20 protein-coding genes and 2 pseudogenes are annotated in these 14748 nt (G+C 40.5%); 12 read left to right on the forward strand and 10 right to left on the reverse strand.

The features are described 5' to 3' along the window. Positions 1–121: 121 nt before the first annotated feature. Positions 122–1036 (forward strand): TauD/TfdA family dioxygenase, encoded by a 915-nt coding sequence (locus H6G26_RS31920; RefSeq protein ID WP_190734736.1) that lies wholly within the window; start codon positions 122–124, stop codon positions 1034–1036. 251 nt (positions 1037–1287) lie between these two features. Further along, the gene (locus H6G26_RS31925) at positions 1288–2244 is read left to right on the forward strand and encodes a DMT family transporter (RefSeq protein WP_199327181.1); all 957 of its coding nucleotides are present in this window, start codon (positions 1288–1290) and stop codon (positions 2242–2244) included. An 83-nt stretch (positions 2245–2327) separates the two neighbouring features. On the opposite strand, the gene H6G26_RS31930 is transcribed toward H6G26_RS31925, so the two are convergent. Continuing rightward, positions 2328–2777, reverse strand: coding sequence for a hypothetical protein (locus H6G26_RS31930; RefSeq protein WP_190734738.1), 450 nt, complete (start codon positions 2775–2777; stop codon positions 2328–2330). 240 nt (positions 2778–3017) lie between these two features. On the opposite strand from H6G26_RS31930, the gene H6G26_RS31935 reads away from it, so the two are divergent. The 4 genes from H6G26_RS31935 (at position 3018) to H6G26_RS31950 (ending at position 5244) form a co-directional block, all read left to right on the forward strand. Then, the gene (locus H6G26_RS31935; protein ID WP_242054009.1) at positions 3018–3170 is read left to right on the forward strand and encodes a hypothetical protein; all 153 of its coding nucleotides are present in this window, start codon (positions 3018–3020) and stop codon (positions 3168–3170) included. Between the two features lie 268 nt (positions 3171–3438). After that, the gene (locus H6G26_RS31940) at positions 3439–4113 is read left to right on the forward strand and encodes a cadmium resistance transporter (protein WP_190734741.1); all 675 of its coding nucleotides are present in this window, start codon (positions 3439–3441) and stop codon (positions 4111–4113) included. Between the two features lie 9 nt (positions 4114–4122). Continuing rightward, the gene (locus H6G26_RS31945; protein WP_190734743.1) at positions 4123–4431 is read left to right on the forward strand and encodes a hypothetical protein; all 309 of its coding nucleotides are present in this window, start codon (positions 4123–4125) and stop codon (positions 4429–4431) included. Positions 4432–4623: 192 nt separating this feature from the next. Further along, on the forward strand, positions 4624–5244 hold the full coding sequence (locus H6G26_RS31950) for a pentapeptide repeat-containing protein (RefSeq protein ID WP_190734745.1): 621 nt from the start codon (positions 4624–4626) through the stop codon (positions 5242–5244). A gap of 111 nt (positions 5245–5355) precedes the next feature. Here the strand turns inward: H6G26_RS31950 and H6G26_RS43070 are convergent, their stop codons facing one another. From H6G26_RS43070 to H6G26_RS31985, 9 genes and pseudogenes are all read right to left on the reverse strand, one after another. Next, on the reverse strand, positions 5356–5646 hold the full coding sequence (locus tag H6G26_RS43070; protein WP_242054010.1) for a HEAT repeat domain-containing protein: 291 nt from the start codon (positions 5644–5646) through the stop codon (positions 5356–5358). A 140-nt stretch (positions 5647–5786) separates the two neighbouring features. Next, complete coding sequence (locus H6G26_RS43075) at positions 5787–5996, reverse strand: HEAT repeat domain-containing protein (RefSeq protein WP_242054011.1); 210 nt, start codon at positions 5994–5996, stop codon at positions 5787–5789. A gap of 19 nt (positions 5997–6015) precedes the next feature. Continuing rightward, positions 6016–6243, reverse strand: a pseudogene (locus H6G26_RS31960) (ferredoxin family protein). 110 nt (positions 6244–6353) lie between these two features. Next, the gene (locus H6G26_RS43080; RefSeq protein WP_242054012.1) at positions 6354–6758 is read right to left on the reverse strand and encodes a hypothetical protein; all 405 of its coding nucleotides are present in this window, start codon (positions 6756–6758) and stop codon (positions 6354–6356) included. 27 nt (positions 6759–6785) lie between these two features. Further along, positions 6786–7136, reverse strand: a complete 351-nt coding sequence (locus H6G26_RS43085; protein ID WP_242054014.1) for a methyltransferase domain-containing protein — start codon at positions 7134–7136, stop codon at positions 6786–6788. Between the two features lie 71 nt (positions 7137–7207). Continuing rightward, positions 7208–7375: pseudogene (locus H6G26_RS31970) on the reverse strand (NAD(P)/FAD-dependent oxidoreductase); the annotation flags it as partial. 42 nt (positions 7376–7417) lie between these two features. After that, on the reverse strand, positions 7418–8554 hold the full coding sequence (locus H6G26_RS31975; RefSeq protein WP_347242536.1) for a sulfonate ABC transporter substrate-binding protein: 1137 nt from the start codon (positions 8552–8554) through the stop codon (positions 7418–7420). Positions 8555–8889: 335 nt separating this feature from the next. Then, positions 8890–9249 (reverse strand): DOPA 4,5-dioxygenase family protein, encoded by a 360-nt coding sequence (locus tag H6G26_RS31980; RefSeq protein ID WP_190734747.1) that lies wholly within the window; start codon positions 9247–9249, stop codon positions 8890–8892. 95 nt (positions 9250–9344) lie between these two features. After that, on the reverse strand, positions 9345–10019 hold the full coding sequence (locus tag H6G26_RS31985) for an SDR family NAD(P)-dependent oxidoreductase (RefSeq protein ID WP_242054015.1): 675 nt from the start codon (positions 10017–10019) through the stop codon (positions 9345–9347). A gap of 239 nt (positions 10020–10258) precedes the next feature. Between H6G26_RS31985 and H6G26_RS31990 the strand changes: the two genes are divergently transcribed. From H6G26_RS31990 to H6G26_RS32015, 6 genes are all read left to right on the forward strand, one after another. Further along, positions 10259–10408: a VOC family protein gene (locus H6G26_RS31990; protein ID WP_190734748.1), complete on the forward strand. Its 150-nt coding sequence runs from the start codon at positions 10259–10261 to the stop codon at positions 10406–10408. A gap of 64 nt (positions 10409–10472) precedes the next feature. Beyond that, positions 10473–11330: an ATP-binding cassette domain-containing protein gene (locus tag H6G26_RS31995; protein ID WP_190734750.1), complete on the forward strand. Its 858-nt coding sequence runs from the start codon at positions 10473–10475 to the stop codon at positions 11328–11330. Next, positions 11287–12144, forward strand: coding sequence for an ABC transporter permease (locus H6G26_RS32000; RefSeq protein ID WP_190734752.1), 858 nt, complete (start codon positions 11287–11289; stop codon positions 12142–12144). The genes H6G26_RS31995 and H6G26_RS32000 overlap by 44 nt, the downstream gene beginning before the upstream one ends. A 20-nt stretch (positions 12145–12164) precedes the next feature. Then, complete coding sequence (locus H6G26_RS32005; protein WP_190734754.1) at positions 12165–12641, forward strand: MarR family transcriptional regulator; 477 nt, start codon at positions 12165–12167, stop codon at positions 12639–12641. After that, on the forward strand, positions 12604–13872 hold the full coding sequence (locus tag H6G26_RS32010) for an MFS transporter (protein WP_190734756.1): 1269 nt from the start codon (positions 12604–12606) through the stop codon (positions 13870–13872). Before H6G26_RS32005 ends, H6G26_RS32010 begins: the two co-directional genes overlap by 38 nt. Beyond that, complete coding sequence (locus H6G26_RS32015) at positions 13872–14663, forward strand: 2-oxoglutarate and iron-dependent oxygenase domain-containing protein (protein ID WP_242054016.1); 792 nt, start codon at positions 13872–13874, stop codon at positions 14661–14663. The genes H6G26_RS32010 and H6G26_RS32015 overlap by 1 nt, the downstream gene beginning before the upstream one ends. The last annotated feature ends 85 nt before the right edge of the window (positions 14664–14748 follow it).

The raw sequence follows: 14748 nt of genomic DNA on the forward strand, positions 1-14748 counted from the left end.
AGACAGATTATTAAACGATGGTGAACTAATTATTAAATGGGGCAGAAAAATCAAGAATAAGGGTAATGCTGTTATTGCAAGTTAAATGTCCGACAGCTTAATACTTGGAGAAATACATATCATGGGTTCACAATACTTTGACATCAAACCAATCGCCGGACGTATTGGGGCAAAAATCATTGGTGTTGACCTGAGCAGCAACCTTAGCGACGAAATCATCAGCGATATTCGTAAAACTTTAGTTAAACACAAAGTCATCTTCTTTCGAGGACAAAATCTCGATGCTAATGGACAAGTAGCCTTTGCCCGTCGCTTTGGAGAAGTCACTACAGCTCATCCCACTGTCCCATCACTTCCAGACAACCCAGAAATTCTTGACCTAAATTATGGACGAACTGTAAGCCGTGCTAATACATGGCACACCGATGTCACATTTGTAGACCGTCCCCCTCTAGGTTCTATTTTACGAGCCTTGGTGATTCCCCCATCTGGAGGTGATACCATTTGGGCAAACTCCGTGACTGCCTACGAAGATTTACCAAACCATTTGCGTAACCTCGCTGACCAACTCTGGGCAATACACAGCAACGCTTACGACTATGCAGCAGCTGTAGTAGATGTTCCCGAAGAAGTCCGTGCTTATCGAGAAGTCTTCACCTCTACCGTATACGAAACCTTACATCCAGTAGTGCGCGTTCATCCGGAATCGGGTGAACGGGGATTATTTATCGGTGGTTTCGTGCGCCGCCTGCGCGGTTTATCACAGAATGAATCAGATGAAATTGTGAAATTGTTGCAGGCTTACATCACTCGTCCTGAAAATACAGTGCGGTGGCGTTGGCAAGTAGGAGATGTAGCTTTCTGGGATAATCGCGCTACTCAACATTATGCGATCGCAGACTACGGCAATCAACCTCGTCATGTTCAGCGTGTAACAATCGTTGGCGATATCCCAGTTGGTATCGATGGTAAACAAAGTGAAGCCATCAAAGGAGATTCTTCTGTCTATAACCGACGTGAACCTGCTTTAGTTTAGAAAAGGTAAAAAAGGTTTTTATCCTTGTACGGGCAGTCCGTATCTTGCAGGTACTCCTTGGAGAGTAGAATAGCTGCTACGCGTCTACAAGCCAGGAAACCCACCTACACGGCTGCCCTCGTTTTTGTGGTCAAAAATCTTGAACCACAAAGACACTAAGCATTTGCTAGACAACAGAAAATATTAGTACCAGAAAAAATAGTGGTTTTAGCAATACAATCGGGTTGTCCTTTAGAAACCTTTTTAGCAAGTTGGGCATTCTGACGGTTCTTATATCCGCTTTCGTCTTATCGTTTCACAACGTCGCTGTGCGAGTTTTGTTTTCAGAACATCTCGTACTGGGTTTATTTTTACTCGGTGGATATGTTAAACCGGATTTGCAGAACTCATTATTGCTCATGTTCATGCGAATGCTACTAGTGGTTCCACTTATGGCATCTCTAGCATTCAAGTTATATCCATCTGGTGGTAAAGAATTTCGAGAGTTATTCAGCCGCCAACGCACTGATGTTTTGCTCCAAGCATTGGGCTGTGGAGTATTAATGTTTGTATATATTGCCTTACTCTATATTGGTATTGGCTTAATTCCCACTGGCATTGCCATGACCCTCTTCTTTACCTATCCTGTGTTTACGGCATTGCTTGCTTGGAGGTTTTTTGGCGAACGTCCTACACTCTTCCGTTGGCTGGTGATGGTGATTATTTTGGGGGGTAGCGTACTCACAATTCCTCAATCTTCTGCTGCTTACAGTAGTGGCACCATTACTACTGGCATTTTCGCCAGTGTTGGCTCTGGGGTTGTTTACGCTTTTTATAAAGTCATGGCCCAAAAATGTTTAGAAAAATTTCATCCAGTTCCTTTCACCTGGATTAGTTTTACCTGCACCCTACTGTTTTCTGGTATCAGCTTACTATTTTGGCCACTTCCCAGCACTCAATTGGATTGGACACCCCTGTGGATTGGTAGTATTTTTTCAGGTGTAGTCAGTTTTATAGGACACACATTCAATAATATAGGAATTCGTATGATTGGTGCAACTAAGGCTTCTATTATCGGTGCAAGCAGTCCAGCATTAACAGTATTAGTCGCATGGATCGCAATTAGTGAAACTTTAAATTTGATTCAAAGCTTGGGAATTGGGATTGTCACATTAGGAATTGCACTGTTAAGTGGAGAAGGCTTTATCCGTAGACGTAGCCTTTCATAGAAATCTTCTAGATTACGAATTACATAGCTTGCTTCCTGTAAAGTATTAGGAATTATGTCTGCCTCCGTTATTCAATTTGATATTTAGCGATTTAATACTTGCCTGCTCATAAACCAACTGAATAATAAAGCTGTTCCCACTCCCCAAGCACTATTGACTAATAAGGCAGTAATAATTCCAGCTGGTTGCCAACCTCCGCCAATGGGTAGACCTTTCGATGGTGCAACTACAAACCAAGCCACTAATGTCGGAGCAACAGCACCAAAAATTAGCGATGCTATCCAATATTTTCTATTTACTTGCCAACCCACTGTAATAGTCGCCCACACTAAACCCCAAACTCCTCCCCAGAAAGCAGCTGATAGAAATTGGGGTATACCAAAAGGCTGTGTAGGTGTGGTTTGAAAAGGTGGACGGGGCGCAAAGTTAATTGCATGAAGCAGCACCAGCAAGCCTTGGTGAAATACCAGCACAGCAATAAATCCAGCAATGAAAGCTAGAACAAATCGAGAGAATTCTGCTTTTTGAGTCATCAGGTAGCTTGCTTCCTTAGAATGATTTATGATAACTTCTTACTTAAGTTAACTGCGGTAATCTCATCAATTTATAGTAGTTTATCTCATAAACTGATGCGTGCTTAAATTGTATAAACACTCTTTAGGGTCGTTAACTGTTGACGGTTAACGGTTATCAGTCATCAGCCTTCATGTAAATGTTCAAGTTAAAGTGTGTAACAGCTTAACTTAATCACTAAAATCAGCGTAAGTAAAGGTGTGAATGTAGTAATTGCTGCTTGCAATCCAGAAAGATTAGAGAAAGCTGTAGCTGATATCCAATCCTTACCCACCCCAGGGGCTAAGATTATCTCTATTAGTGCCGACCTCACTCAAGCATCCAACTTATTGAAAAATTTTGTTCTTCAATAAGTTGGATGCTTGAGTATTCCAAATATTAATATCTTGCTTGCACCAGCACCAGGTAATTCCCATTACTTGGTGCTTTTGATTTTTTATTTCATAAATTTATTTTATCGTTTTAAAAAGAAAGAGTATTTGCTGTTATCCGAGCTAGACCATAATATTAAATTCATAAGCCACTCAGCTTGCCAGTTGAAGAACAAAATTACATTTGTAATTAATGGCTAGCTCCAATTATCGTCTGAAAATTTTTTGTTAAATAGTTGTAGAGAAAAATATGACTTGGCTAATTGGTACATTATTTATTGGTATGTCTGCGGCTTTCGCAACCACATTTGATGACAATTTATATTTAACTGCTTTTTTTGGAAAAGTAAATCATATATTTCGTCCAAAACACGTTATTATTGGCGAATTTGTGGGATTTACTACATTAGTAATGGCTAGCCTGCCTGGTTTTTTCGGTGGATTAGTTCTTCCGGAATCATGGATTGGATTGCTAGGGCTTCTCCCAATTATAATTGGTATCAGCCATCTTATGAACCGAGAACAGCAAGAAGATATTGTACAAACTGTATTAGTAAATTTTGACTATTCAATCAAATATAAACGCCATAAAAAAAGCTTATTAGCAACTCTAAGAGATCCTCAAACCTATCGTGTTTCTGCTGTTACTATTGCCAATGGTGGAAATAATATCGGTATCTATGTTCCATTATTCGCTAGTAGTAATGTTCCTAGCTTGGCAGTAATTTTGTGTGTTTTCTATGTATCAATTGGATTTTGGTGCTTTCTCTCTTACAATCTGACTCGGAATCCTGTAATGGCTTCTGTATTTACTCGCTATGGTCGGAAGGTCTTTCCATTTGTCTTAATATACTTAGGGTTATCCATCATCGTTAAAAGTGGAACTTATCAACTTGTACCTAATCTAGCAATGCTTTTCAAATAAATTGTAGACATGAAAATTATCAAAATCACTTTAATGATTTTAATCCTTTTAATCAATTTAGTAATTTCTGCCCCCTCTTGGGCAGATGAAACATCACACTTAAGCGTAAATACTGACTATTTCATCGGGCAAAAAGTTATCTGGCTTTATAAAGCTCGTGCCGACTCAGAAAATACTCAAAGAATTCCTGCCGAAGTTATCAAATTAGGCTCTAAGCAAGTGCAAGTAAAAGTACATAAAAATAAAAATGAGTTCGTTAATCGCTGGGTAAATCGAGACAGATTGGAAGTTAACAAAAGTGGCAATTCTTTTAAATGATACAAATAAAATTTAATAAACAAAATTTATATAAAATGCAGTACTGCACTTTAAATATCTAGTTAAAATTTATCATCATTTTTATTTATGGTTATGGAAAACAATAGTGTTTGATTTCAGCAATTCACTAGTATTAAAGTAAAACCAAGGTTAAACAAAACAAAAAAACAATACTCAATAGGAATGAATTTAATGAATAATCTAAACTCCAAACAAATAACTTTTTGGCTTTTGACTTCTGCATTTATGCTACTTCTGACGGTATTTTCTCTTTTTGATCAGCCCTATGCTTTAGCTCAATTAGAGATATCACCAGCACCTACAGAAGCTACATCAACTCCAATAGTAACTCCGGCTATCATGCCTCCAACAGTATTGCCAGTAGATAGTGTAGCTGCAAATGTTCAGCGTCTCTTAACAACTAATGAATGTGCTGGATGCAACCTATTTGGAGCGCAATTAGACAATGCAAATCTGCAAGCAGCTAACTTAGCAGGTGCAAATTTACAAGAAGCAGAATTAGAAAAAGCAAATCTACAAGGAATAAACCTTGCAACAGCTAATTTACAGGGAGTAGATTTAAGCAAAGCAAACATAAGTGGAGCAAATCTGCAAGGTGCAAACTTATTTGATGCAGATTTAGAGGGAGCAAACCTGCTAGGAGCTGATTTACAAGGCGCGAACTTACAAAAGGCAGATTTACAAAAAACAAATCTTACAAATGCCAATATCCAAGGTGCAAACTTGCTAGGAGCTGATTTGGAAGATGCGATCATACCTCTAGGATTTACGAATCAGTATCAGTATCAATAATTCCTGGTGTTTAGCTAAGTGAATGGATATCTCAGCTAGGGAGCGATTCCTAGCTTATTTATATTGATGGCGATCGCTTTGCTGCTACTACAAACATGACTAATCGCCTCGCTAAAGGTTATCAAATTCCAGACGAACTTGCCAGTCACTATCATTTGTGAGTGCTTGAGAAAGTATTATAATCACTTCTGAATCTTGTAAATGTCCTAAAGTTAAAGCAGCAGACCGACGCACAAGTGCTGATTCATGAAAAATCAAATTCAAAGGTTGGGGGAATTTTTCTAGTTGATTTATATATCGCAGTGTGGTAATTGCTGCTTCTCTTAATTCAGGGTTATCTGATTCTAAAAATGGTAAAATGTCTGGTAAAGACTGAATATCATGAATTTTCCGTAAAAGCATTAAAATATTTAATTGTGTATTGATATTATTACTTTGCAACTTATCTAGTAAAAATAGTAGTTCATCTTGCGTAATTAACTCATTTAAAGCTGAAGCTGCTTCAGTGCGAATGTCTATATCTACTGAATTGAGGCATTCAATTAAGCAGGAATAGCAACAGGATTGGCAATCTGCCAGAGGGCAGATATTGGTATTTTTTGCACAGTAATGTTTTCATCTTTGAGGGCGACGATTAAAGCATGGATTGTTTTATCATCGCCCAAATGTTGTAAAGTTTTGACAGCTACTATACGCTCATTTACATCAGGCGATCGCAGCACCTCTAACCAATATTTTAGGCCATTGTTCATTCTTTTAAACTAATAATAGTTAACGTAATAAGAAGGGAATCTGCACAGTAATAGCATTAGTTGGGCATTCTTTTTCACAGGGTAAACAAAACCAACACTCGTCATATTTCATGTAAGCTTTGCCTGTCTATGGATTTTTTGCTAGCACATCTAAGGGGCAAACCTCAATACAAGCAGTGCATTTTTCTAAACATTTAGATTCATCAACAATCACAGGAACCTCTACTCTTTGTATGATTAAAACCATAAATTTATTACTCCCTAATTCAACTAAAGTTTGAATTTTAACAAGACGTTGCTCTATTGGTTGATTTGTTACAAAATATTCCAGTTGCTCGCAAAGACTATTATGATTATTTAGTTATCCAGCGTTGCGCGGATAAAACGATAGCCTAAATCAATTTCCGTCAAATTGCGAATATCACCATACTGTTTTACCCAATCGCCACTACTTAAATCTGCTGCCAATAACTGTAATCTTTTATTGATTAAATCTTGATTAGCTAAAGCAAAAGATGATATTCCCGCACGTACTTCTGGTTGAAGATATAACTCTGGTCTTCTCCACGCTGCTGCTGCGAATAAATCAGATAAGTCGTATGGTAACAAAAGGGGTATGGCTTCAACACGCCTTTTAGTATTAGTATGAATTAAACTAATCTGTTCATTAAGTGGTAAAAATCGTAAGGCATCTTCCCATAAAAACGGGAAATAATCATAAAGCCATATTTTCTTAGCAAACCTAATATCAAAACTTAGCAAAACTATTGCCCCATGTCTAACAACTCGTTACATTTCTTGAAACGCTTTTTCAAGATGAACAAAGTGATGAATTGCCAGGATACTGATAAGGCCATCAACAGACTTATCTGGTAGAGGTAAATTTTCTGCATAGCCAGTAAACCACTTAATTTGTGGATGCTCTTTTGCTTGTTTTTGCATCACTACAGAAGGTTCAATAGCATTAACAATAAATCCTTGGTTAGCTAGTGCTAAACTGTAACCACCAGTACCAGCCCCAATATCAGCGATAATACTATCTTTGGGTAAATTAAGTAAATTAACTAATGTATTGACAATGCGCTGGTCAGTAACACGAGTTTTTGAGTATTGTTGACCAATTGAATTATAAATAGGCATTATTTTAGCTCACAGCTACATCATAAAGTTCTTTGACTCTATCTATTTCCACGATATAAGCATCTACAGGCATCCATACCCATTGCGATCGCACCACTTCGTCGAATGTTAGCTTTTTCTAAAATCAGCACCTCCGCATCGGGATTTGCTTGTTTGGCTTTAATTCCAGCCATCGTTCCAGCTGTACCGCCACCGATGACAAGTACATCAGTTTTTATCCGTTGGGTATTGATGTCCATAAGCTTTTAGAACTGGGCGAGTAAAGAGTAGGGAGGGAATTTTTAGGATTTGTTACCGTTCCAAACGATGTCTTTAACCTGAATTTCCTTGGGAACTAGCTTAATTTGATGAAAAGTATCGGCAATATTTTGTTGCTGAGTAATTACTTCATCTGTCAAAGGTAAAACGCCATACTTCCGGCGCTTTTCAGCAATTTCCAATGCGGCTACTTTAATACCTAATTCTGGTTCGAGGAACTTGGCAACCTCGTCTGGATTATTTGTTGCCCATTTATCTATTTTGGTGACTTCATCTAAAAGAGTTTTTAATAAATCTGGATGAGAATTGACAAACTCTTGACGAGCAAGATAATAACCCCGATTTGGTGCTAAATTTGTCGCATCTGTTAAAGTTCTCACATCTATATCGTGTTCAACTGCTGCTAAGTAAGGGTCCCAAATTGCCCAAGCATCAACGTTACCACTTTCAAAAGCTGCACGGGCATCTGCTGGTGTTAGATGTATTGGCTTGATGTCACTATATTTTAATCCGGCAGCTTCTACAGCTTTGAAAACAAGATAGTTAGTGTTCGATCCTTTGGCAAAGGCAACTTTTTTACCTTTAAGTTCAGCAACACTTTTAATTGGTGAATTTTTCGGTACAACAATTGCTTCAGCTTTAGGACTCCAAGGATCATAAGCAACATAAAGCAAGGGAGTACCTGCCGCTTGGGCAAAAATAGGGGGTGATTCACCTGTATAGCCAAAGTCAATACTACCTGCGTTCATCGCTTCCAACATAGGCGGACCTGCGGGAAATTCTGCCCATGTCACCGAAGCACCAGCAGCAGTTAAAGTTTGCCCTAAACTGCTTCGATTCTTCAGAGCATTGAGAATAGTCGCCGCTTTTTGATAGCCGATACGAACTACAATACCTTTATTTGTTGTCTGCGTTGTGGCGGAATTAACTGTGTTGTTAGGAGAACACGCAGATATAACAAGAGTCAAACTTAACCCGCAGGCAAAGAATAAGGCAAATGTGCCAATTTTCCACGTTCCATAATTCTGAAGAAAGTTGCTGACAATCTTCATAAGTCGATGTAATAAATACTTGGTTAACATACGTACATTCAGGCTATAAGCAAATTCAATACCACGATAAAACGGGCGATTTACAGTATTTACTAATAGAATATTCACATAGATAAGCAGCAAACGCAAGATCCGAAAAATTATGTGTAGTGGTAAAACGCTGAATCTAACACCAAGTTTGTCCGAGTATCTGTGCATGTTTACGCGAACCAGAAAAACTCTTGCAGTTACGACAATAAACGGCTTACTATCTCCATTCATGAGTTCAACACTAAACTATCTCAAGACGATCGCATAGACTTAAGTTTGATTGCGATGCCAACTCTTGAAGACGCTACGCATAGCTTCTCCGTAGTAGTATGGTGGGATTCTCTACGAGACGCTACGCCAACACCTAGGTAGATGGACTAACTTTAGCACCCAAGCGTTATGGTAATTCCTAATTAAGAGGCGTTGGGTTTGATTTGTTGTAGAAAATCGATATTTAAATCTAGCTTATTTCCTAGCCATAGAGCGTGTGCTGTATGATCTGTGACATCATCACCTGTTTCAGGGTGTACAAGAATATCCAACTCCTCACGGTTCAGCATTAGCCAGGGTACAACTTGAGGAAATTGGTTTGGTGCGAAGGCAACTTGATACATTGATTTTGGATGGGGGCCAATGGGCTGATCATGGCAGCGTCCCAGTCGCACTTCAAATTTAGCTCCTAATTCTTCTCGGATACGGGTGGCAATGTCACGAGTTTCGCTATCGTAATAGACATGAGCGTGAAAACCAGTGATGATGCTATTTTCTTTCATTACCGTTCTTGCTGAGTTGGTCGAATGAGAATTTCATTGACATTAACATGGGGTGGCTGAGTTACAGCATAAGCGATGTCTACGACGGGCTACGCCTACGCTCTGGCAATATCTTCACTTTGCAATGGTGCGATCGCCTTGATTCGTTCTTCAACATTCTTTTTGGCTACAGGATCGGTGACATGATTATTGATTTCTGTCTCCACCAAACCACGTTCAATGATAGTGACGCGGATATTATCTTGCAGAACTTCTTGCCGTAGGGATTCTGAAATAGCATTCACGCCCCATTTAGTTGCGTTGTATATCCCGACACCTGCACGCGCTATACGACCTGCTACTGATGAGATATTAACTATATGCCCTCGGCCTTGGGCTTTGAAAATTGGTAGGACGGCATGGGTAGCATAAAGCAATCCGAAGACATTGACATCAAACATCCGCCGCCAGTCTGAAGTGTTGCCACCATGAATATTACCTGTGAGGGCTACACCTGCGTTGTTCACTAAGATATCCACTTGCCCTAACGCTGCATTTGCTTTGTGGATGAGGTTGTTGGCTTGGGTTTCGTCGGTGATATCGGTAACTATGGGTAAAGCCTGCCCACCACTGGATTCGATGCGTTTTGCTAATACTTCCAAGCGATCGCTTCTTCTAGCTGCAATTACCACTTTTGCCCCTTCTGCTGCTAAGGTAATGGCCGTAGCTTCACCAATACCCGCAGAAGCCCCAGTAATAATGGCTACTTTACCGTCTAATTTTCCTATCATAATTTACTCTTAATATCTCTTGAGTTTAATCTACTATAAATTGGGTGATTTACAGTAATTTATATTAAATTGTGCTGAAAAGCAAAATAAAATTGCGTTTTAGGATTAACAGAAATTACTAAACCAAAGGATCTGCAAACTAATAGTGGCGCATCGTATGTACTAGGAAATATCCAAATCCATATCAGCAGGCTAATAATGCAGTATCTAGACGGCATATTTGTTTCCAAGTTGACAACTTGGAGGCTTTTGCAAAACATCTCCAAGCACATGGGGTAGAAATTATTAACGGCCAACCCATACCATTCACCAAGCGCTTTTTCATTCGTGATCCTGGTGGTAATCGCCTAGAAATAGCAGAATCCGCAAATTTAAATCCAGACTCTTGACTTCCCCCTGAATTATGGCAAACTAATATTTAGATAAGCTAAGTATTAAAAGTGCGTAAGACTTGTGACCATATTTACAGGAAATACAGATGTATCAAAATCACTACCTAATAATTCTCAAGCAGTGATTTTGGAAACCCAAGGACTGACACGTTATTTTGACAAAGCGATCGCAGTTGACGATTTAAACATCACTGTAGAACAAGGTGAAATATTTGGCTTACTCGGCCCTAATGGGGCAGGCAAAAGTACAGTCATCAAAATGTTGACCACCTTGTTACCCATCAGTGCCGGAAACGCAACTATAGCAGGCTATGACGTGACACATCAGGCTGCTGGTGTGAGGCGAATATTAGGTTATGTACCCCAAGCTCTATCTGCTGACGGCAGCCTGACAGGTTACGAAAACCTGTTAATCTTTGCCAAACTGTATGACATTCCCCGTAGCCGCCGACAAAGGTGTATTCAAGACGTTCTTGGTTTTATGGGTTTGCAAGACGCAGCTCATCGCTTGGTACGCAACTATTCTGGTGGCATGATTCGCAAGCTAGAAATTGCCCAATCAATTATGCATCAACCCCGAATTTTATTCCTTGATGAGCCGACTGTGGGACTAGATCCCATTGCCCGTAATCAGGTATGGCAACTTGTACAACAACTCCGGGCAGATTATGGCACAACTATCTTTTTAACTACTCACTTTTTAGAAGAAGCCGATAGTCTGTGTAGTCGAGTTGTGATTATGCAGCAAGGCCAAGTTGTGACAACAGGCGTACCCAGTGACTTAAAAGCCGCTTTGGGTAAACCTAATGCAACTTTGGATGATGTCTTTATTCACCACACAGGCGACCAATTAAAATCAGGAGGAGTTAACTACCGTGACACAGCAAGAACCAGACGTACATCTCAACGGTTGGGTTAAGACAAAACTATATCACCGAACTAATCATGTCATCTCTGCACTGAATCAGATATTCGCAAAAACTCTGGTAATTGCCGAAATGGAAGTGCGAAAACTCCGGCATGATCCTACTGATTTAGTAATTCGCGCCGTACAACCAGCATTATGGCTACTGATTTTTGGTCAAGTCTTCTCTCGTCTGCGAGCAATACCCACAGGGAATTTACCTTATTTAGACTTCATGGCGGCGGGTATTTTGGCACAGAGTGTATTGTTTGTCGCCATTTTTACAGGTGGGATGACACTGATTTGGGAGCGAGATTTAGGAGTTGTACATAAATTCTTGGCTAGTCCGACACCCCGTATAGCAATGGTTTTGGGTAAGTCTTTGGCTTGTGGGGTACGCTGCTTATCACAAGTATTTATTATTTATGGATTGTCGTTTTTCTTAGGTGTGCAACTCAATCTGCATCCTTTAGCTTTTTTGCAAGTCTTACTAGTCGTGATGCTGGGGGCTGGTTGTTTTTGCACTTTTTCGTTAATCATTGGCTGTCTGGTGAAAACCAGAGAACGGATGACAGGAATTGGGCAATTGTTAACTATGCCGTTATTTTTTGCCAGTAATGCTATCTATCCCATTTCATTAATGCCCAACTGGTTAAAGTTTTTATCCCACATCAATCCTTTGACTTATGAGGTAGATGCATTACGTGGAACGATGTTAGTCAACGGCACTAGTATCTATGGCTTTGGTTGGGATTGTACAATTCTCTTGTTAACATTAATCGGCTTGACCCTTATCTGTGGACGACTTTATCCACGGGTAGCAATGTAATCAGGAGAACATTAAGCATTATGAAACTCGATAAACCTACTCAGGGTGCAACTTCCGAAGAATGTGCTGCCAAAGTCATGGAGACAGTTCCGTTAATGATGCGGTTTATTCGAGCGGATATGCGGGTTCATAGTGCTGCTTCTTTATCAGTACCACAGTTGCGATCGCTAGCATTTCTCAACCGCAATCCAGGTGCTTCGCTATCTGAGTTGGCAGAACACTTAGGTGTTACCTGTGCCACAGCTTCAGCTACCACAGAACGGTTAGTACAGCGCAACTTAGTACAACGCATAGATGATCCCCAAGAACGGCGGCGAGTCCTTTTGAATCTGACTGAGGAGGGAAGGCATAATTTAAAGCAATCCCAAGACCAAACTCGCGCTCATATTGCCGAACTTCTGGATCATCTCACACCAGAGCAAATTTCCCATATTGAAGAAGGATTAGGTCTACTAAAAAATGTCTTCGAGCAAACGGAAATTAAACCTCCCCAATGATGAATCTGCACAACACGATCCTTTTGCAGCGCTGAGGTTTCGTGACTATCGACTATTTACGATTGGGCGTGTACTTTTATTTATCGGGTCACAAATGCAGACTGTGGCCATTGGCTGGGAACTTTATGAGCGCACTGACTCAGCTTTGGCATTGGGTGGTGTAGGGTTAGCCCAAGTTTTACCGATGATTGCCCTCACGTTGATTAGTGGCGATGTTGCTGATCGCCGCAATCGCAAACTGACGATGTTACTATCAGTACTGCTGCTAGTCTTTTGTTCACTGGGTTTAGCAGTACTTTCCTGGATTCAGGGTGCAGTAGTTTTAATCTACGCCTGCTTGGTATTAACAGGTATTGCAAGGGCTTTCTTGAAACCTGCTAGTGATGCCTTAATGTGGCAATTAATACCTGTTGCCGCCTTTACCAATGCCGCCACCTGGAATAGTAGTAGCTTTCAATTAGCTTCAGTTATCGGCCCAGCCTTGGGAGGATTTGGGATTGCGCTGCTGGGGAGTGCTACAGGCGTATATGTATTAGCTGCGATCGCTGGATTGCTTTGTTTTATTTTAACGGTGGCGATATCAAAACAAAAAACAATTCGTTCCACAGAACCAGTTTCACTCAAAGCACTGTCAGCCGGGGCTAAGTTTGTCTGGCAAAATCAATTAATTTTGGCAGCCATTACCCTGGATATGTTTGCAGTTTTGCTAGGGGGTGCGATCGCGCTGCTACCGATTTTCGCCAGGGATATTTTGCAGGTAGGGCCATTAGAGTTGGGTTATTTACAAGCAGCCCCTTCCATTGGGGCTTTATTTATGGCTGTTTTACTGGCATATTTACCACCTTTACGCAAAGCCGGGCCAGCCTTACTCTGGTCGGTAGTTGGCTTTGGTGTAGTGACAATTATTTTTGGGCTATCTCGTTCGTTGTGGTTGTCACTATTGATGCTGATGTTGAGTGGCGCACTAGATACAATTAGCGTTGTGATTCGTCATACTTTGGTGCAAATTAGAACGCCAGATCATTTACGTGGCCGAGTGGCAGCTATTAATAGTGTATTTATCAGTGCTTCTAATGAGTTAGGTGGCTTTGAATCAGGTTTGACAGCTGCTCTTTTTGGCCCAGTCATCTCTGTAGTTGGCGGTGGCATTGGTACAATTGTAGTGGTAATTGCGGTAGCTATGATCTGGCCGGGAATTACCAAGCTAGGATCATTGCAAGAGTATAAATAATGCAAGTTGTGGATGAAGAAGTTTTGCACGTTCCCATAATTGATATTAGTGCATTAGTTGGGAAAACAGGCGAGTCTCCTTCCCTGCTGGACGCTACGCGATCGCGGAACTTTCGCTTTAGCAATACGGAGACGCTACGCGATCGCCATACCGTTGCCACTCAAATCAGGCAGGCGTGCCAAGAGTTTGGTTTCTTCTATATCATTGGACATGGAGTAAATGAACAGTTACAGGCGCGGCTAGAACAACTCAGCCAACAATTCTTTGCTCAGGATTTAGAAACTAAACTTGAGATGCGTATGGCTTTAGGTGGTAGAGCATGGCGAGGATATTTCCCTGTAGGCAACGAATTGACATCAGGTACACCTGACTTAAAGGAAGGCATCTACTTTGGTGCAGAACTTGAAGAAAACCACCCACTCGTGCAAGCGAACACCCCAATGCACGGTCGCAACCTCTTTCCATCCAAGATCCCGCAATTTAAAGAAACAGTACTTGAATATATCGAGTCAATGACCAAACTCGGACACACCTTAATGACTGGTATTGCTCTAAGTTTGGGATTACAAGAGTCATACTTTGCAGACCGTTATACAAAAGACCCATTAATATTATTTCGGATTTTTAATTACCCTCCCCATCCATTACCATCTGAAGATAAATACAGTTGGGGTGTTGGTGAACATACTGATTACGGTGTATTAACGATTCTCAAACAAGATGATATCGGTGGGTTACAAGTCAAATCACAATCCGGCTGGATAGACGCACCACCTATAGAACCCATTTGACATCTAAGAAGGTACTGCAAGCCTCTTAATCATTAGCCTGATGAAGCAGAGATTGAGTTTGGCAGTGGCATTAACCAGGGTTCGT

Source organism: Nostoc sp. FACHB-888 (genome assembly GCF_014696655.1).
In the GTDB taxonomy this organism is placed as follows: Bacteria; Cyanobacteriota; Cyanobacteriia; order Cyanobacteriales; family Nostocaceae; genus Nostoc.